This window comes from Burkholderia sp. HAN2018 (assembly GCF_024704855.1).
GTDB classification, from domain to species: domain Bacteria; phylum Pseudomonadota; class Gammaproteobacteria; order Burkholderiales; family Burkholderiaceae; genus Burkholderia; species Burkholderia cepacia.
In genome coordinates, this window is record NZ_QOBB01000154.1 from 1 (window position 1) to 17,977 (window position 17,977).

The window sequence follows — 17,977 nt, forward strand, 5'->3', positions numbered from 1 at the left end:
GCGGCGCTGCTGCTCGGCCGTGCCGCGCTGCTGGCGCTGGCACTGACGCGCGACGACCCGCGCGCGCGGCAGCGCCGCGTCGCGGTGGTCGGTGCGACGGCGTACGGGCGTGTCGCGGTCGAGCGGATGCAGCTCGCGCCGCAGGGCCCTTTCGTGGCGGCGTGCGTATTCGATGACGACGCGCCGGCTGCCGCCGGCGGCATCGGCGGCGTGCCGGTGATCGACGACTGGAACGCACTGCGCGACCTGATTCGCGGTGGCGAGATCGACGAGGTATGGCTCACGCTGCCGATGTCGCAAGAGTGGCGGATCCAGCGCATCGTCCGCGAGTTGCGCGACGAGTTCGTGGAATTGCGGCTGCTGCCCGACGTGCGGCAGATGGCGATGGTCGATCGCTCGGCCACCGACGTGCTCGGCATGCCGGCGATCAATCTCGCGACCACGCCGCGCTCGGCGCCGGAGCTGTGGGCGAAGTTCGCATTCGACCGGCTGTTCGCATTCGGTGTGCTGATTCCGTTGCTGCCGCTGCTGTCGATGCTGGCGATCGCGGTCAAGCTGTCGTCGCCGGGGCCCGTGCTGTTCAGGCAGCGCCGCAAGGGCGTCGACGGCCGGGAGTTCGACATCCTGAAGTTCCGGACGATGCGCGTGCATCGCGCACAACCGGGCGTCGTGCGGCAGGCATCGCGCAACGATGCGCGCATCACGCGCGTCGGCGCGTTCCTGCGGCGCACGTCGCTCGACGAGCTGCCGCAGTTCTTCAACGTGCTGTTCGGGCAGATGTCGGTCGTCGGCCCGCGTCCGCATGCGATCGAACACGACGACCTTTACCGGCAACTGATCGACTGCTACATGTACCGCTACCGCGTGCGGCCCGGCATCACCGGATGGGCACAGGTGAACGGCTATCGCGGCGAGACGCGCAAGGTCGAGGCGATGGAGGCGCGCGTCAAGTTCGACCTGTTCTACATGCAGAACTGGAGCTTCTGGTTCGACATGAAGATCATCCTGTTGACGGTCGTGCGAGGGTTCATCGGCCGGAATGCCTTTTGAGGATTGCGAATCGTCCGGTGCGATAAATCACGCCGGCGAATCAGTCGGTGGATCGGTGCCGAACCGAAGGACAGACGCGATCATGCGGCGAATTGCTGCGCTGCGGCTGCGCTGACGGGCGTTGTGGCGTGAATCCTGCATCGTGTTTTCGCGTCCGTCCCCAGTTTCCGCAAGGCTTCACGTGCATCACGGGGCACGCTGATTCCGGTCAACACACGCGTGTGCAATGGGTTTATCCTGCATCGAATGCGTCCGGCGCCTGATGCGTCCGGGCGCGTATCCGTGGCGCGGCGGCGCCGGTCGAACCTTGCCCGCCGCCCACCGGCGCGACACTGCGCGCGACCATTTTCCGCGCGGAACCCGGAACAGGAGAGACGGCCATGGCGCTCGACGCACAACAACGGCAGACGCTGAAACAGCGGCTGAACGAGAGCGAGCAGACGTTACGTGCGGAGATACGCACGAGCGAAGACCAGCGCGCGTCGGAATCCTATGCAGATCTCGCCGGCGCGGCGCCGGACGAGGGCGACGAGGCGAATGCGGACCTGTTCGTCGACGTCGATCACGCATTGATCGGCATGAAACTGACCGAACTGCGCGCGGTCGGCCGCGCGCAGCAGCGGATGCGCGACGGCAGCTACGGCGAATGCATCGACTGCGACGGTTCGGTCGGCTACGAGCGCCTGCTGGCACGCCCGGCCGCCGAACGCTGCACGCATTGCCAGTCGATCTACGAGCGGCACTACGCCACGACGCCGCGCGCCACCCTCTGACGTCGCGCCGCAACGTCGCTGCACGCGACGCCCGGCCGGCGTACGATGACGAACGTGCGCCCGGCGGCGTCGGCATGCGGCACCGCGCGGGCAGACGGCGTCGCGCACGCGCGCGGCACCATCCACGTGGAAGGGAGCCACGCCGATCATGCCGATCCACAATGCCGGGTGTGCGGCCGTGTTCGCCGAGATCGCCGACATGCTCGAGATCCAGGGCGCCAATCCGTTCCGGGTGCGTGCGTATCGCAACGCCGCGCGCACGATCGCCGACTACGGGCGCGATATCGCGACGATGATCGCGAACGGCGACGATCTCGGGAAGATTCCGTCGATCGGGCCCGATCTCGCGTCGAAGCTGCGCGAGATCGCCGCGACCGGCACCTGCGAACTCCAGCAAACGCTGCGTCATGCGCTGCCGGGTGCGATCGTCGAGCTGCTCGACGTGCCGGGGCTCGGCGCGAAACGCGTGAAGGCGCTGCATGACGCGCTGCACGTCGATTCGCTCGAACAGCTTCGCGCCGAGGCGAAGAGCGGGCACGTGCGTGAATTGCCCGGCTTCGGTGCGAAAACCGAAGCCCATCTGCTCGAAGCGATCGACGACCGGCTGCAACGCGAACCCCAACGCTTCCTGCTGCCGGATGCGGCGCACGCGCTGCTGCCGCTGCTCGAACGCCTGCGGGCGATTGCGGGTGTCGGCAAGGCCGTGCCGGCCGGCAGCTTCCGCCGCCGCCGCGAGACGGTCGGCGATCTCGACATCCTCGTCACCGCACGCGATCCGCAGGCCGTCGCCGACGCGTTCGTCGGTTACGGCGAGGTCGCGCGCGTGCTGGCGCACGGCAAGACGAAGTCGAGCGTCGTGCTCGCGAGCGGGTTGCAGGTCGACCTGCGCGTCGTCGATGCCGATGCGTTCGGCGCGGCGCTCGTCTACTTCACCGGATCGAAGGCGCACAACATCGCGTTGCGCAGGATCGCGCAGGCCGGCGGGCTGAAGATCAACGAATATGGCGTGTTTCGCGGCGACGAACGGATCGCCGGCGCGACCGAGGCGTCGGTGTACGCGGCGATCGGGCTGCACGAAGTTCCGCCCGAATTGCGCGAGGATCGTGGCGAGATCGACGCGGCGCGCGCGGGCGCGCTACCGGCGCTGGTCGAGCGCAAGCATGTGCATGGCGACCTGCATGCGCATACCGACGCATCGGCCGGCCGCGACAGCTTGCGCGCGATGGCCGATGCGGCACGCGCGCGCGGATTCGCGTACCTGGCCATCACCGACCGGGCACCGGATGCCGGCGGCGGCCGCAACGGCTTCGACTGGCTTGCCCGGCAACTCGACGAGATCGACCGCCTGAACGCGTCGTTCGACGATTTCGTGCTGCTCAAGGGCGTGGAGGCCGGCATTCTCGAGGACGGCAGCCTCGACGTGCCCGATGCGTTGCTCGGCCGGCTCGATCTCGTGGTCGGTGCGGTACGCGACGGCTTCGAGTTGTCGCGCGACGCGCAGACCGCGCGCGTGCTGCGCGCGATGGACCAGCCGCATTTCACGATTCTCGCGCACCCGACGGGCCGCATGCTCGGCGAGCGCACCGCATGCGAACTCGACGTGGCACGCGTGATTGCCCATGCCGCGGCGCGCGGCTGTTTCGTCGAACTCGATGCGCAGCCGCGGCGGCTCGACCTGCCGGACATCTGGTGCCGCGAGGCCGCGAAGGCCGGCGTGCCGGTGGCGATCGGCTCGGATGCGTGCAGCACGGACGATCTCGACAATCTCGCATACGGCGTTGATCAGGCGCGACGCGGCTGGCTGACGCGGCCCGACGTGCTGAACACGCGCACGCTCGCGCAATTGAGGCCGCTACTTGCACGCACGATGGGAGTAGACGGCGCATCCAGGCGCCGCGGCTCGAAGGGCGCATGAACGCACCGGCGGGCGCGTCGCCCGCCGTGCGAGAAGGCGGTCACGTCATGCCAGCACGCCGGCCGCCGGCACGTAGGGCAGGCCGAGCGCGAGCGCGACCGCTTCGTACGTGATATGCCCGTCGCACACGTTCAGGCCCGCGCGCAGGTGCGGATCGTCGGTCATCGCCTGCTTCCAGCCCTTGTCGGCGAGTGCGAGCGCGTGCCCGAGCGTCGCGTTGTTCAGCGCGAAGGTCGACGTGCGCGCGACCGCGCCGGGCATGTTCGCGACGCAGTAGTGCACGACGCCGTCGACGACGAAGGTCGGGTCCGCGTGCGTCGTCGCATGCGAAGTCTCGAAGCATCCGCCCTGGTCGATCGCGACGTCGACGACGACCGCCCCCTTGCGCATCGTCGCGATCATGTCGCGCGTGACGAGCCGCGGCGCCGATGCGCCCGGCACGAGTACGGCGCCGATCACGACGTCGGCATCGCGCACGGCTTCGTCGATCGTATGCGCGTTCGAGCAGACGGTCGCGATCCGGTTGGCGAACACGAGGTCGAGCTGGCGCAGCCGGTTCACGTTGGTGTCGAGCACGGTGACGCGCGCGCCGAGGCCGACCGCCATCTGCAACGCGCCGGTGCCCACCACGCCCGCGCCGAGCACGACGACATGCGCGGCCGGCACGCCGGGCACACCGGCCATCAGCAGGCCGCGGCCTCCGCGCGGGCTTTCGAGGTGGGTCGCCGCGACCTGGATCGACATGCGCCCGGCCACCTCGCTCATCGGCGCGAGCAGCGGCAGGCCGCCGCCCGGGCCCGTCACGGTTTCGTACGCGATGCAGACGGCGCCGGATTTCACGAGTGCCGCGGCCTGTCCGGGATCGGGCGCGAGATGCAGGTACGTGTAGAGGATCTGCCCGCGCCGCAGCATCGCGTATTCCGCCGGCTGCGGCTCCTTGACCTTGATGATCATGTCGGCGCGCGCGAAGACTTCGTCGGCGCCGTCGCAGAGCGATGCGCCCGCGGCCGTGTAGTCGTTGTCGAGCAGGCCGATCGCGGTGCCCGCGCCGCGCTGCACCAGCACGCGGTGGCCGTGCCGAGTGAGTTCGCGCGCGCCGGCCGGCGTGAGGCCGACACGGTATTCGTGGTTCTTGATCTCCTTCGGCACGCCGATCAGCATGAGTCGCCTCCATGGCCTTCGTTATCGTTGTCGTGCAGGTGCGCCGTGCGGCCGATCGCGCGGATGCGTATCGACCGCGGTACTGGAATAACAGGGTAGTAGTGCGCGGAGGGAAGTCAAGCGGCCGGCCCGCGCGCACTGCGTTGCAACATCGGTCGTGGCGGGTTGCGACCGGAGGTCGCAATGCGCGCGCTGCCGGGTTTCGGTATCGTCATGTGTGTCGCGGCCCGGGGCCGCGCGCCGGCGTTTTGCCGGCAGCACGTCGAGATAACGACACAACGAGAAGAGGGCATTGACCGACATGACCGGGGCGTATTTCAGCGTGCCGACGCTTTGCGCGATCGCGCTCATTCACGTGTACTGGGCGTTGGGCGGGCGGCGCGGCAAGCGTGCGGCCATTCCGGAGCAGGACGGCGAGCCGCTGCTGCGGCCGACCGCCATCGGCACGCTCGCCGTCGCGGCGGCATTGCTGGGCGGTGCGTGCGTGGTTGCCGCGCGTGCCGGCTGGCTGGGGCCGAACCCGTATCCCGGCACGATCTCGTTCGCGGTCGTTGCGCTCGCATTGATCTTCGCGGTGCGGGCCGTCGGCGATTTCCGTTACGTCGGCTTCTTCAAGCGGATTCGCGGGTCGCGTTTCGCACGGATGGACACACTGTATTACTCGCCGCTGTGCGCGGCGCTGGCGCTGTCCATCGCATCGATGTTCTGGCCGCGGTGAACGCGCGTCTCAGCATGCAGGCGCGTCCCGCTCCGTAAGGTATTCCGCCGGCACGGCATCCGTCAGCCATACGCCGTTTTCGGCGACGAAGAACGTGTGGCCCTGCCGATGCATGCGCTGCGCATCGACCTCGAGAATCACGGGCACGCCGTAGCGCGTGCCGACGGCCAGCGCGGTCCGGATGTCCGGCGACAGATGCACGTGATGACGGGCGCCGGGTATCAGCCCTTGCGCCCGAATCGAATCCAGGAAGCGCGTCGCGGTGCCGTGATAGAGGCGCTCGGGCGGTTGCGCGGCCGGATAGCGGCGCTGCACGACGGGCGTCGAATGGCCTTGTACCGCGCGGATGCGTCGGCCGTCGTCGGAGAGGGCGAAGCGCTGCTTGTCGTTGGTCGCGCAGACGGTTTCGAGCGTCGCGCGATCGACGGGATGCCCCAGGCGGGCGATGCCGGCGATCAGTTCGTCGATGTCGGCCCAGCCTTCCGGGTCGAGCCGCAGCCCGATCGTTTGCGGCGCGTGGCGCAGCAGGTAGCTGAGGGTTCGGCTGATGCGGGTCGCGTCGGCCGCCGGCAGTTCATTCTTCTGTGGTCTCATGAGACGCGGAGGCTACCAGAGCGCGATGCAAACCGGCACCCACGGGTGCGCCGCGTGGCTGGAAAGCCACAGCCTTCCGCGAAACCCGACACACGACAATCCTTTGCCTGACGCCCGCGTCGGCGGGTAATCGCGCGAATCCTTTCGCGTTCCGGATTCCGGATTTTTCAATTGTTGCGATTTTCGATGCATTGAATTGCATTGGTATACCTTTGAATGGAACCGGTTCCATATATAATTCGCGGCACTTGTCGCCGGGCCCGAAAGAGGGTCGTGCACGTTGCGCTTGCTGTCGGCAAACGCGACGTCTAAGTTGAATGAGGGTCATGAGCGATGAGGGGCAGATGCAGGCAGATGCCGGTATTTGTCAGACGATAGGGCTCACAAAGAAGCCGATCCGTGCAGCGCAGCCTGAACCGGCGCAATGCGCGGCCGCATGAAGGCGCTGCCGCGCATTGCACGGGCGGCGCCTGCATCGAGGTTGTTCGCAACAGACGAAAGAACAGGACGGCCAGCCGGTTGCGGCAAGGCTGCCATGCCGGACATGCCGCATGCGGAGTGCGCGCGTCCGGGCCCCGAGATCCCCAACGATCAACATCCGACCATGTCCACGTCACCTGACAAACCCAACTCGCGCCGCCGTTTCCTGCGCACGTCGGTCGCGCTCGTGCCGATCGCGTCGGTCGCCGGCTGCGACCTGCGCTCGTCGTCGCCTTCCGCGACGACCGGCAACGCGCCCGGTGCATCGGCCAGCGCCGAACGCGCTCCGTACAAGCCGACCTTCTTCGATGCGAAGGAATGGGCGTTCGTCCAGGCCGCCGTCGACCGGCTGATTCCGGCCGACGCCGAAGGCCCCGGCGCGCTCGAATCGGGCGTGCCCGAATTCATCGACCGCCAGATGGAGACGCCGTATGCGCACGGCGCGACCTGGTACATGCAGGGGCCGTTCCAGCAAGGCGTGCCCGAGCTTGGCTACCAGTTGAAGCTGGTGCCGCGCGACATCTACCGGCTCGGTATCGCGGCGGTCAACCGCTATTGCGAGAAGACCCACGGCAAGGCGTTCGCGGATCTCGACGCGCCGACGCGCGACACCGTGCTCGGCGCGCTGGAGAAGGGCGGCGCGCAGATCGACGACGTGCCGCCCGGCGTGTTCTTCGGCCAGTTGCTGCAGAACACGCGCGAAGGCTATTTCTGCGACCCGGTGCATGGCGGCAATCACGACATGGCCGCGTGGAAGATGATCGGTTTTCCCGGCGCACGCGCGGACTTCATGGATTTCGTCAACCAGAGCGGCAAGCCCTATCCATACGGCCCCGTCTCGATCAACGGGGAGCGCAGCTGATGGCCGCAGAGAAAAAACCGCATGTCGATGCGGTGATCGTCGGCTTCGGCTGGACCGGCGCGATTCTCGCGAAGGAACTCACCGAAGCGGGCTTGAACGTGGTCGCGCTCGAGCGCGGCGAGTATCGCGACACCTATCCGGACGGCGCGTATCCGAACACGATCGACGAGCTGACCTACAACATCCGCAAGAAGCTGTTCCTCGACCTGTCGAAGACGACGGTGTCGATCCGCCACGGGCTGCAGGACACCGCGCTGCCGTACCGGCAGCTCGCCGCGTTCCTGCCGGGTGAAGGCGTGGGCGGCGCGGGCCTGCACTGGTCGGGCGTGCATTTCCGGATCACGCCGGAAGAGCTGCGCCTGCGCAGCCACTATGAAGAGCGCTACGGCAAGAAGTTCATCCCCGAAGGGATGACGATCCAGGACACCGGCGTGACCTACGACGAGCTCGAGCCGCATTTCGATTTCGCGGAGAAGGTGTTCGGCACGTCGGGGCAGGCGTACAAGGTCGGCGGCAAGGTGGTCGGCGACGGCAACGTGTTCGAAGCGAACCGCAGCGACAACTTCCCGCTGCCCGCGCAGCTCAACACGTATTCGGCGCAGCGCTTCTCCGATGCAGCGAAGTCGCTCGGCCTGCATCCGTACCGGCTGCCGTCGGCGAACACGTCGGGCCCGTACACGAACCCGTACGGCGTACAGATGGGCCCGTGCAACTTCTGCGGCTACTGCAGCGGTTACGCGTGCTACATGTACTCGAAGGCGTCGCCGAACCTGAACATCCTGCCCGCGCTGAAGCAGGCGCCGAACTTCGAGCTGCGCTCGAAGTGCCACGTGCTGCGCGTCGACCTCGACGACACGAAGAAGCGCGCGACGGGCGTGACCTATGTCGACCCGGCCGGGCGTGAAGTGCACCAGCCGGCCGATCTCGTGATCGTGGCCGCGTTCCAGTACCACAACGTGCACCTGCTGCTGCTGTCGGGCATCGGCAAGCCGTACGACCCGATCTCGGGCGAAGGCGTGGTGGGTCGCAATTTCGCGTACCAGAACCTGTCGACGATCAAGGCGTTCTTCGACAAGGACACCTACACGAATCCGTTCATCGGCGCGGGCGGCAACGGCGTCGCGGTGGACGATTTCAACGCGGACAACTTCGACCACGGCCCGCTCGGCTTCGTCGGCGGCTCGCCGCTGTGGGTGAACCAGGCCGGCGTGAAGCCGATCAGCGGCATCGCGACGCCGCCCGGTACGCCGCAGTGGGGCTCGGCGTGGAAGAAGGCGGTCAAGGACAACTACGCGCACACGATCTCGATGGACGCGCACGGCACCAACATGTCGTATCGCGACGTGTACCTCGACCTCGATCCGACCTATCGCGATTCGTACGGCCAGCCGCTGCTGCGGATGACCTTCGACTGGAAGGACAACGACATCAAGATGGCGCAGTACGTGACCGGGCAGATGAAGAAGATCGCGGAGGCGATGGGGCCGAAGGCGATCGGCGTGTCGACGCGCGAGTTCGGCAAGCACTTCGATTCGCGCGCGTACCAGACGACCCACCTCGTCGGCGGCGCGATCATGGGCACCGACCCGAAGACGAGCGTGTTGAACCGCTACCTGCAGTGCTGGGACGTGCACAACGTGTTCGTGATGGGCGCATCGGCGCTGCCGCAGGGCATCGGCTACAACCCGACCGGGATCATCGCGGCGCTGGCCTACTGGTCGGCACGTGCGATCCGCGAGCAATACCTGAAAAATCCCGCTCCGCTGGTGACCGTATGAAGAGGACGATGAACCACAACGTCGCGCGCCGGATGTCGCGCGCGCTGGCGGCCGGCGCGGCCTGGGCCGCGCTCGGCTTCGCAGGCTCGACGGCGTATGCGCAGCCGGCTGTGCCTGCGGCGGCTTCCGGCCCGGCGACTGCAACCGCGGCCCGATCCGCCGACGCGAACCTGATCAAGCGCGGCGAATACCTCGCGCGCGCGGGCGACTGTATCGCGTGCCATACCGCGAGCGGCGGCAAGCCGTTCGCGGGCGGGCTGAAATTCGACACGCCGATCGGCGGCATCTATTCGACGAACATCACGCCGGACCCGAAGACGGGCCTCGGCGGCTGGACTTACGAGGACTTCACGCGCGCGGTGCGCGAAGGCGTGCGCAAGAACGGCGACACGATGTATCCGGCCATGCCGTTCCCGTCGTACGCGCGCCTGACCGACGACGACATGAAGGCGCTGTACGCGTACTTCATGCACGGCGTCGCGCCCGTCGAGCACGAGAACCGTGCGGTCGACATCGTGTGGCCGCTGTCGATGCGCTGGCCGCTTACGATCTGGCGCAAGATGTTCGCCCCGACGCCGAAGCCGTTCGACGCGGCGCCGTACGCCGATCCGGTGGTCGCGCGCGGCGCGTATCTCGTGCAGGGTCTCGGCCACTGCGGTGCGTGCCACACGCCGCGTGCGCCGACGATGCAGGAGCGCGGGCTGACCGACGCGGACGGCCCGGACTTCCTGGCGGGCGGTGCGGCGATCGACGGCTGGGTGCCGACGAGCCTGCGCGGCGAGCCGCGCACGGGCCTCGGCACGTGGAACGAAACCGAGATCGTGCAGTTCCTGAAGACGGGCCGCACGCTGCGCACGGCTGCATTCGGCGGGATGACGGACGTAGTCGGCCACAGCATGCAGCACATGACCGACGACGACCTGAACGCAATCGCGCGCTACCTGAAGACGCTGCCGCCGCGCGTGCAGGGCGAGCAGCCGCACGTGTACGACGCGGCGGCTGCCAAGGCCCTGCAGGCCGGCGATGCGAGCAAGCCGGGCGCGGCCGTCTATCGCGACAACTGCACGGCCTGCCACCGCAGCGACGGCCATGGCTACACGCGCGTGTTCCCGGCGCTCGCCGGCAACCCGGTCGTGCAGGGCGACGATCCGACCTCGCTGATCCACGTCGTGCTGGAAGGCAGCGCGCTGCAGGGCACGCGCACCGCGCCGTCGACGTTCACGATGCCGCCGTTCGGCTGGCGCCTGTCGGACCAGGAAGTCGCTGATGTGTCCAACTTCGTGCGCACGAGCTGGGGCAACACGGGGGCGCCGGTGACCGCCGCGCAGGTCGCGAAGGTGCGCAAGAGCGTGCCGTCGACCCGGCCCGAACCGCCGCCGGGCGCGCGGTTCCCGCAAGCGTCGCGCTGACGGGGGCGGCGGGGCGCCAGCCCCGCCTGTCCGATGTGCTTCAAGGCGCCGCGCGATCCGCGCGGTGCCTTTCGTTTCGCCGGGGTTGTACCCCGCCAAGGCGCGCCGCCGCGTGAATTTTTCGCGGCGGCGCGCCATTCTTCCGCCTCATCCCTTATCCTTTCGTTCTTGAACCTTACTAAATCGTTACAAGAACTCGGGAGGGGGGATGCCTCATGACATCAGCCTGATTGCGTTGCTCGCGGCCGGTTTCGGTCTCGCGATGGTCATCGGTTACTTCGCGTCGCTGCTGAAAATGCCGCCGCTCGTCGGCTATCTGCTTGCCGGGATCGTGATCGGCCCCGGCACGCCCGGTTTCGTCGGCGACCTGTCGCTCGCGCAGCAGCTCGCCGAAGTCGGCGTGATGCTGCTGATGTTCGGCGTCGGCCTGCATTTCTCGCTCGGCGATCTGCTCGCGGTGCGCAAGATCGCGCTGCCGGGGGCCATCGTCCAGATCACGGTGGCCACGCTGCTCGGCGGCGGCCTCGCGCTCACCTGGGGCTGGAGCGTCGGTGCGGCGCTCGTGTTCGGGCTCGCGCTGTCGGTGGCGAGTACCGTCGTGCTGCTGCGTGCGCTCGAAGGGCGCGGGCTCGTCGAGACGGTCAACGGGCGCATCGCGGTCGGCTGGCTCGTCGTCGAGGATCTCGTGATGGTGCTCGTGCTCGTGCTGCTGCCGCCCGTCGCGGGGCTGCTCGGCGGCACGCCGCCCGGCGACGCGCACGCGGCCGGCGGCAGCGTGTGGGGCACGCTCGGCGTCACGATGCTGAAGGTCGCGGCGTTCATCGCATTGATGCTGGTGGTCGGCAAGCGCGTGTTCCCGCGCATTCTGTGGCTCGTCGCGCGCACGGGCTCGCGCGAGCTGTTCACGCTGTGCATGATCGCGGCCGCGGTCGGCATCGCGTTCGGCGCGGCGAAGCTGTTCGACGTGTCGTTCGCGCTCGGCGCGTTCTTCGCCGGGATGATGATGCGCGAGTCGGAGTTCAGCCGGCGCGCGGCCGACGAGACGCTGCCGCTGCGCGATGCGTTCTCGGTGCTGTTCTTCATTTCGGTCGGGATGCTGTTCGACCCGAAGATCCTGCTCGCGGAGCCGCTGCACGTGATCGAGGTCGCGGCGATCGTGGTGATCGGCAAGACGCTCGCGGCGGTCGCGCTCGTGATTGCGTTCCGCTATCCGCTGAATACCGCGCTGACGGTCGGCGCGGGCCTCGCGCAGATCGGCGAGTTCTCGTTCATCCTCGCGGGGCTCGGCCGTGCGCTCGGGCTGCTGTCGGCCGAGGGGCAGAGCCTGATCCTCGCGGTCGCGCTGATCTCGATCGCGATGAACACGCTGCTGTTCGCGATGATCGATCCGGCGCTTGCGTGGATCCGCAAGCATTCGGCGTTCGCGCGCAAGCTCGAGGCGCGCGACGATCCGCTCGCCGCGCTGCCGATGTCGACGCCGCAGACGCATCTCACCGGGCAGGTCGTGATCGTCGGCTACGGCAAGGTCGGCACGCGGATCGCCCATGCGCTCGACGAGCGCGGCATCGCGTACGTCGTCGTCGAGCAGAATCGCGAGCTCGTCGAGAAACTGCGTGCGGAAGGCGTTGCCGCCGTGTCGGGTGATGCGATCGAGCCGATCGTGCTCGTGCAGGCGCATATCGCGCGCGCCGGGATGCTGGTCGTCACGCTGCCCGACGTGTTCGACGTACGGCAGATCGTCGAGATCTCGCGCACGCTCAACCCGGCACTCGAGGTCGTGCTGTGCACGAACAGCGGCGACGAGGCCGCGCTGCTGTCGAACGAGGGCATCGGCACCGTGTTCATGGGCGAGACCGAACTCGCGCGCGGGATGACCGAGCACGTGCTCGGCAGGATGGCGAAACCGGTCGCGGCCGCGCATTGACGGCGCACGGCAGCGCGCCGGGCGGCCCGCGCGGCCGCCGGCGCCGCCTGCTTCGGTTTCAGTAGAACGTCTCGAGCGTCAGCTCCTGCGCCATCACGCGATTGCCGGCCAGCAGGCCGCCGTCGACGGGCAGCGCGACGCCCGTGATGATCCGCGCCGCAGGTGAGCACAGGAACAGCGCGGCCTGCGCGACGTCGTCAGGCGTCGCGAAATCGTCGAGCGGATACCACTTCCTCAATTGCTCGAACACCTGTGGATTGCGCTGCACACGCGCTTCCCACGCGGGCGTCTTCACGGTGCCCGGCAGCACGATGTTCGCGCGCACGCCGTCGCGGCCGAATTCGATCGCGAGCGATTTCGTGTAGCTGATCAACCCGGCCTTCGCCGCGCTGTACGCCGGATGCCCGAGCGCATGCACGCCGTTGACCGAACCGATGATCGCGATTGCGCCGCGCCCGCGTGCGCGCATGCCGGGCAGCACGGCTTCGACGCTCATGTAGGTGGCCGTCAGGTTCGCGTCGAGATCCGTGCGCCAGGTGGCGGGCGTCGTGTCGCGCAGCGTGGTCGACGCGGCCGTGCCCGCGTTGGCGACGAGCACGTCGGCCTGCGGATGCGATTCGAGCGTCGATTGCAGCCGCTCGGCGTCGGTCAGGTCGTCGACGACCGGCGTTACGTGCGCGTCGCCGAGCGTATCGATGAAGCGGTCGAGCGCCGCGCGGTCGCGATCGAGCGCGAGCACGCGGTCGCCGGCGGCGAGGAAGGTGCGGCACAGCGCCTGGCCGATGCCGCCGGCGGCGCCCGTCACGAGGGTGGTGCGTGTCATGTCGGCTCCTTGTGCCGGCTCACAGGCCGAGCGCGGCGCGCGCCTGCTTTTCGTTGTCGCGCGTGATCAGCGTGCCGGACGTCAGCACGAGCGGCGGTGGCGCCTGGTTCTTCGTGATCCAGTCGTACATGTCGATGCTCGTCTGGTAGCCGTGCTGGCGCGGATTCAGCAGGATCGAGCCGTAGAAGCCCGTCGGCTTCGGCTTCGCGAATTCGTTGAGCGCGATCTGACTGCCGTTGATGCCGACCGCGACCATCGCGTCCGCGCCGATGCCGCGCCCCTCGGCGGCGCGCACCGCGCCGACCGTCGTGTCGTCGTTCGAGCCGAACGCGACCCAGCGCTTGAAATTCGCATGCTTGGTGAGCGCGATGTTCGCCGCATTGAACGCGCCTTCGGTGTCGGCCGTCATTTCGGGCGCATCGATCACGTTCGCGGCCGGGAAGCCGGCGGCCTTGAGCGCATCGACCGCGCCGGTCGTGCGTTCGCGTGCGGTCGGCAACTGGTCGTACGCGATCCGGATGATGCCGACCTCGGCCGGGTTCCAGCCGCGCCGCTTCGTCTCGTCCGCGATCGCCTGGCCGACCTGCTGGCCGATCTTGTACGCGGAGATGCCCATGTGCGGCACGCCCTGGAGCGGTGCACCGCGGCCGTCGACGAGCTGGTCGTCGACCGACATCAGCTTGATCCCCGCGCGCTTCGCCTTCGCCGCGATGCCGGGGCCGAGCTTCACGTCGGGTGCGCAGATGATCACGCCCTGTGCCTTTTGCGCGGCGAGGCTGTCGAGCGCGGTCGATACCTTTTCGCCGCTCGGCGTCGCGATCTTGATCAGCGTGAAATGCTTTTCCTTCGCCGCCTGGTCGGCGAAGCGCCATTCGTCCTGGAACCACGGATCGTCCGGCTGTTTGACGAGGAAGCCGATTTTCACGTCGGCGGGGTCGGCGGCATGGGCGGGTACCCCGCCGACCAGCGCCGCGCTCGCGATGGCCAGTGCGAGCGTCTTCCAGTGGAATCGCATGCGTCTCTCTCCTTTTTTGTAGTCGCGCGCACGGGCAGGGCTGCCCGACACGCGGAAAAATTGTAGGAGGAGCGAGCGGGAACGCTCAAATGATGTGCGGCGTTCCTAGAAAGTGGGACAGTGCCCGATGGCGGGGAAATGCGTGGCGGCCGGCGGCCGCCGGTGTGCCGCGCGCGCCGGCGGGCGCCGTGTCGCGGGGACGTGCCGCGCTCATCCGGCCGCGGTGGCCGGATGAGCCGGTACTTTCGACGGCGCGGCAGTCTTCAGCGGTGCGGCGGTTTTCGGTGCCGCAGCCGTCCTGGTTTGCGCAGCCGCTTGCGGCGCGGCCACCGTTTTCTGCGGCGCGGCGGGCTTCGCCGGCGGCGTCTTCTCGGGCTCGACCGGCGCGTCGGGCGGCACGCCGAGCAGTTGCAGCGACCCGCTCGTGACCGACGCGAACACCGGGCCGGCCACCGTGCCGCCGTAGTAGCCCTTGCCGCGCGGCTCGTCGATCATCACCGCGACGATCAGGCGCGGGTTGCTCATCGGCGCCATCCCCGCGAACAGCGCGCGGTACTTGCCCTTCGCATAGGTCGCGCCGACCTGCTTGCGCGCGGTACCGGTCTTGCCGCCGATCCGGTAGCCGTCGACGCGCGCGCGGCGCCCCGTGCCGCCTTCGCCGACCGCCATCTCGAGCATCGAGCGGATCGACGCGGCCGTTTGCGGCGACGTCACGCGGTGGCCGCGATGCGCGTCGATCGTCTGCTGGTCGGTGCCGTTCTTCAGCAGCGACACCGGGTGCAGCGTGCCGTCGCCGGCATAGGCCGTATAGGTTTGCGCGATCTGCAGCAGCGACATCGACAGGCCGTAGCCGTATGCCATCGTCGCCTGCTCGATCGGCCGCCAGCGCTTGTAGCCGCGCAGCCGGCCCGACGCGACGCCCGGGAACGTCAGTTCCGGCGCGCGGCCGATCCCGTATTCCTGGTACTTGTTCCAGATCGTTTCGGCGGGCAGGTTCAGCGCGAGCTTCGCGAGCGCGACGTTGCTCGACTTCTGCAGCGCCTGCGAGACCGTCAGCGAGCCGTGGTTCGACGTGTCGTGGATCACGGCCGGGCCGATCTTGTAGGTGCCCGGCGACGTGTTGATGATCGTGTTCGGCGTGACCTTGCGTTCGTCGATCGACAGCGCGACGACGAGCGGCTTGATCGTCGAGCCCGGTTCGAACGTGTCGATCACCGCGCGGTTGCGCAACTGCTGGCCGGTGAGGCGCGCGCGGTCGTTCGGGTCGAAGGTCGGGTAGTTCGCCAGCGCGAGGATCTCGCCGTTCTGCGCGTCGAGCACCACGACGCTGCCGGCCACCGCGTTGTTCTCGATCACGGCCGCCTTGAGCTGGCTGAACGCGAGTTGCTGAATGCGGCGGTCGATCGTCAGCTCGATCGTCGCGCCATGCTGCGCCGGGACGAGCGGGCGCGTGTCCGACACGATGCGGCCGAGCCGGTCGCGGATCACCTCGCGCTGCCCGGACGTGCCCGACAGGCGCGCATTCGCCGCGAGCTCCACGCCTTCCTGGCCCTTGTCCTCGACGTTCGTGAAGCCGACCACGTGCGCGGCCGATTCGCCTTCCGGGTAGAAGCGCTTCGAATCGGCGATCTGCGTGATGCCGTCGATCGCGAGCTTGTCGAGCCTGCCCGCGGTGTCGGCGTCGACCTGCCGCTTGAGCAGCACGAACGTTTTGTCGTTGCCGAGGCGCCGCTTGACCTCGACGAGCGGCATGTCGAGCAGCTTCGAGATCTGCGGGTAGTCGGTGTCGGCGACCTGCTTCGGGTTCGCCCAGATTTCATAGGTCGACAGGCTGACGGCGAGCATCGCGCCGTTGCGGTCGACGATGCGCCCGCGCGTCGCGTCGAGCTCGATCGTGCGCTGGTAGCGTTTCTGGCCCTGGCCGACGTAGAACTCCTTGTTCGCGACCTGCACCCAGAACGCGCGGCCGATCAGCGCGGCGAACGCGAGGAACACGATGATCACGATCAGCTTCGAGCGCCACATCGGCAGGCGCGACGCGAGCATCGGGTTCTTGGTCGCGGCCGCGTACGGATCGGCGGGGTGGGTCTTCTTTTTCACGCTCATGCAATGGCCGGGTCGGGCCGCCGGAGGGCGGCGAGTCAGTCTGAATAATGCGATTGTAATAAATGAGTAAACGCCGTGTGGGGAAAGTATGTTCCGGCCCCGTGAAAAGCCGCAAATCGGCGATCCGGCAAAGGGCGGAACAGGGCGTACGAAAAGAGGGCGTAAGCGGAGCTTCACCGACACAGCAGGCGATTGAAGGCGGCCGATTCTGCGCGTATCGATCCGCTCACACGATCTCCTGGACAATCGATGCCGACCGCCCCCGGCGCGCGGTCAATTGCCCGGCTCGCGATTATTTATTTGCACCAGAAAATGAAAACGCCCCGAAAAGGGGCGCCGCTAATACTGAATATCGAAATGAATATCACTGAAACCGGAATAAACCCGAAAACCGCAGACGAATTACGTCGATCATTTCTACCGGGTGACGGAAATGAATTCCCGGTATTCCGGCTCGCTCGTGCAGCGATCGACCGCCTGCAGCCGCCATGCACCGGGGTGATTGCCGGCGAGTACGGCGGAGCCCTGTTCGCGCTGGGTCGCACCGAACGACAGTCCCTTCAACTGGCACACGGCATTCCCGCCATCAGCCGCGCAGAGCGCCATCGCACCCTCGACGTCGCGGACCTTGCCCCAGGCCGGAAGATCGATGCCCTGATGTGCCTCGCGCGACCACAGTCCTTCGTCGGTGTCGACCCACAGTACCGCGAACGAGTTTCGGGTTGCTGATTCGCTGCCATTAATCCGAATGGTGAGGCGCATTGTGATCGTCTCCAAAAAATGAACATTCGACCGTTTTGACTTGATCAGTCTAGATAGACTGGTGTGAAACGCAAGTGATAATCCTCAATAAATCCGAATTGAGTTCATTGCGGTTTCAGATGAAACGACGTCTGACGATTCATGGTTATTCCGGCAGCGCGCGCAGGCACACGCCTAACGGCGATCGCGGCGCCGATCAGGGCCCGGTCGATCTTCGAGACATGGGATGACATCGCCGCGAGGCGCGTCGATCTGTCGCGCGCGACCGGCCGCGGAAACCGGGCCGGCCGACGCGGTTCCGCCATGCCGGAGGGCGGCGCGACCGGATGTTGCGGCGTTCCGACTGCATTGCTGGACGACAGACTCCGACAATCGCATACAAATCGGCACACTTTCACGAAACTTTCGGGACAGACTTGCCTGCGGTCGGGCCCCACACTGAGATATTCCCGATCCAGTGCCGCGGACGCCCGTCCTCGGCGGCTGCCGCCGCCTCGTGCCAGAGACGCGATCGACGCGATCGCGGGCCGCACGCCCGATCGGGACTGCCGGGGCGCGCGTCAGGCCCCGGCCCGGCCGGTGAGCCGTGCGCAGCCCGCAACCGCGG

The 17,977-nt window shown here is 67.8% G+C and carries 14 protein-coding genes; 8 read left to right on the forward strand and 6 right to left on the reverse strand.

Annotated elements, in window-relative coordinates; genetic code table 11:
• The 3 genes from DPV74_RS28795 to polX form a co-directional block, all read left to right on the forward strand.
• The coding region (locus DPV74_RS28795) for an undecaprenyl-phosphate glucose phosphotransferase (RefSeq protein ID WP_119338413.1) at positions 1-1,050 on the forward strand (1,050 nt) is incomplete at its 5' end.
• Positions 1,051-1,430: 380 nt separating this feature from the next.
• The gene (locus DPV74_RS28800) at positions 1,431-1,823 is read left to right on the forward strand and encodes a TraR/DksA family transcriptional regulator (RefSeq protein WP_034196043.1); all 393 of its coding nucleotides are present in this window, start codon (positions 1,431-1,433) and stop codon (positions 1,821-1,823) included.
• 148 nt (positions 1,824-1,971) lie between these two features.
• The gene (gene polX / locus DPV74_RS28805; RefSeq protein WP_119338414.1) at positions 1,972-3,738 is read left to right on the forward strand and encodes a DNA polymerase/3'-5' exonuclease PolX; all 1,767 of its coding nucleotides are present in this window, start codon (positions 1,972-1,974) and stop codon (positions 3,736-3,738) included.
• A gap of 45 nt (positions 3,739-3,783) precedes the next feature.
• Here the strand turns inward: polX and ald are convergent, their stop codons facing one another.
• Positions 3,784-4,899, reverse strand: a complete 1,116-nt coding sequence (gene ald, locus DPV74_RS28810; RefSeq protein ID WP_119338415.1) for an alanine dehydrogenase — start codon at positions 4,897-4,899, stop codon at positions 3,784-3,786.
• A gap of 301 nt (positions 4,900-5,200) precedes the next feature.
• Here ald and DPV74_RS28815 point away from each other — a divergent pair, with 301 nt between their 5' ends.
• Complete coding sequence (locus DPV74_RS28815; RefSeq protein WP_027791422.1) at positions 5,201-5,617, forward strand: DUF3995 domain-containing protein; 417 nt, start codon at positions 5,201-5,203, stop codon at positions 5,615-5,617.
• 9 nt (positions 5,618-5,626) lie between these two features.
• Here the strand turns inward: DPV74_RS28815 and DPV74_RS28820 are convergent, their stop codons facing one another.
• Positions 5,627-6,211, reverse strand: a complete 585-nt coding sequence (locus tag DPV74_RS28820) for an RNA 2'-phosphotransferase (protein WP_060207493.1) — start codon at positions 6,209-6,211, stop codon at positions 5,627-5,629.
• 604 nt (positions 6,212-6,815) lie between these two features.
• Between DPV74_RS28820 and DPV74_RS28825 the strand changes: the two genes are divergently transcribed.
• From DPV74_RS28825 to DPV74_RS28840, 4 genes are all read left to right on the forward strand, one after another.
• The gene (locus tag DPV74_RS28825; protein ID WP_060085515.1) at positions 6,816-7,553 is read left to right on the forward strand and encodes a gluconate 2-dehydrogenase subunit 3 family protein; all 738 of its coding nucleotides are present in this window, start codon (positions 6,816-6,818) and stop codon (positions 7,551-7,553) included.
• Complete coding sequence (locus DPV74_RS28830; RefSeq protein WP_021163240.1) at positions 7,553-9,331, forward strand: GMC family oxidoreductase; 1,779 nt, start codon at positions 7,553-7,555, stop codon at positions 9,329-9,331. The genes DPV74_RS28825 and DPV74_RS28830 overlap by 1 nt, the downstream gene beginning before the upstream one ends.
• Positions 9,328-10,740, forward strand: a complete 1,413-nt coding sequence (locus DPV74_RS28835; protein WP_119338416.1) for a cytochrome c — start codon at positions 9,328-9,330, stop codon at positions 10,738-10,740. Before DPV74_RS28830 ends, DPV74_RS28835 begins: the two co-directional genes overlap by 4 nt.
• 208 nt (positions 10,741-10,948) lie before the next feature.
• Positions 10,949-12,664, forward strand: a complete 1,716-nt coding sequence (locus tag DPV74_RS28840; protein ID WP_119338417.1) for a cation:proton antiporter — start codon at positions 10,949-10,951, stop codon at positions 12,662-12,664.
• Between the two features lie 58 nt (positions 12,665-12,722).
• On the opposite strand, the gene DPV74_RS28845 is transcribed toward DPV74_RS28840, so the two are convergent.
• The 4 genes from DPV74_RS28845 to DPV74_RS28860 all read right to left on the reverse strand — a co-directional run bounded on the left by DPV74_RS28845 (position 12,723) and on the right by DPV74_RS28860 (position 17,370).
• Entirely contained in the window at positions 12,723-13,487 is a 765-nt protein-coding gene (locus DPV74_RS28845) for an SDR family oxidoreductase (RefSeq protein WP_059485031.1), read from the reverse strand.
• 19 nt (positions 13,488-13,506) lie between these two features.
• On the reverse strand, positions 13,507-14,502 hold the full coding sequence (locus DPV74_RS28850; RefSeq protein WP_027791427.1) for an arabinose ABC transporter substrate-binding protein: 996 nt from the start codon (positions 14,500-14,502) through the stop codon (positions 13,507-13,509).
• A 210-nt stretch (positions 14,503-14,712) separates the two neighbouring features.
• Positions 14,713-16,608, reverse strand: a complete 1,896-nt coding sequence (locus DPV74_RS28855) for a penicillin-binding protein 2 (RefSeq protein ID WP_119338418.1) — start codon at positions 16,606-16,608, stop codon at positions 14,713-14,715.
• Positions 16,609-17,025: 417 nt separating this feature from the next.
• Positions 17,026-17,370: a DUF3564 family protein gene (locus tag DPV74_RS28860; RefSeq protein WP_027791429.1), complete on the reverse strand. Its 345-nt coding sequence runs from the start codon at positions 17,368-17,370 to the stop codon at positions 17,026-17,028.
• Positions 17,371-17,977: the final 607 nt, after the last annotated feature.

Excerpts from the sequence above, each read along its gene's own strand:
- DPV74_RS28800 (WP_034196043.1), top strand. The coding sequence starts at position 1,431 with ATGGCGCTCGACGCACAACAACGGCAGACGCTGAAACAGCGGCTGAAC.
- polX (WP_119338414.1), top strand. The coding sequence starts at position 1,972 with ATGCCGATCCACAATGCCGGGTGTGCGGCCGTGTTCGCCGAGATCGCC.
- ald (WP_119338415.1), bottom strand. The coding sequence starts at position 4,899 with ATGCTGATCGGCGTGCCGAAGGAGATCAAGAACCACGAATACCGTGTC.
- DPV74_RS28815 (WP_027791422.1), top strand. The coding sequence starts at position 5,201 with ATGACCGGGGCGTATTTCAGCGTGCCGACGCTTTGCGCGATCGCGCTC.
- DPV74_RS28820 (WP_060207493.1), bottom strand. The coding sequence starts at position 6,211 with ATGAGACCACAGAAGAATGAACTGCCGGCGGCCGACGCGACCCGCATC.
- DPV74_RS28825 (WP_060085515.1), top strand. The coding sequence starts at position 6,816 with ATGTCCACGTCACCTGACAAACCCAACTCGCGCCGCCGTTTCCTGCGC.
- DPV74_RS28830 (WP_021163240.1), top strand. The coding sequence starts at position 7,553 with ATGGCCGCAGAGAAAAAACCGCATGTCGATGCGGTGATCGTCGGCTTC.
- DPV74_RS28835 (WP_119338416.1), top strand. The coding sequence starts at position 9,328 with ATGAAGAGGACGATGAACCACAACGTCGCGCGCCGGATGTCGCGCGCG.
- DPV74_RS28840 (WP_119338417.1), top strand. The coding sequence starts at position 10,949 with ATGCCTCATGACATCAGCCTGATTGCGTTGCTCGCGGCCGGTTTCGGT.
- DPV74_RS28845 (WP_059485031.1), bottom strand. The coding sequence starts at position 13,487 with ATGACACGCACCACCCTCGTGACGGGCGCCGCCGGCGGCATCGGCCAG.
- DPV74_RS28850 (WP_027791427.1), bottom strand. The coding sequence starts at position 14,502 with ATGCGATTCCACTGGAAGACGCTCGCACTGGCCATCGCGAGCGCGGCG.
- DPV74_RS28855 (WP_119338418.1), bottom strand. The coding sequence starts at position 16,608 with ATGAGCGTGAAAAAGAAGACCCACCCCGCCGATCCGTACGCGGCCGCG.
- DPV74_RS28860 (WP_027791429.1), bottom strand. The coding sequence starts at position 17,370 with ATGCGCCTCACCATTCGGATTAATGGCAGCGAATCAGCAACCCGAAAC.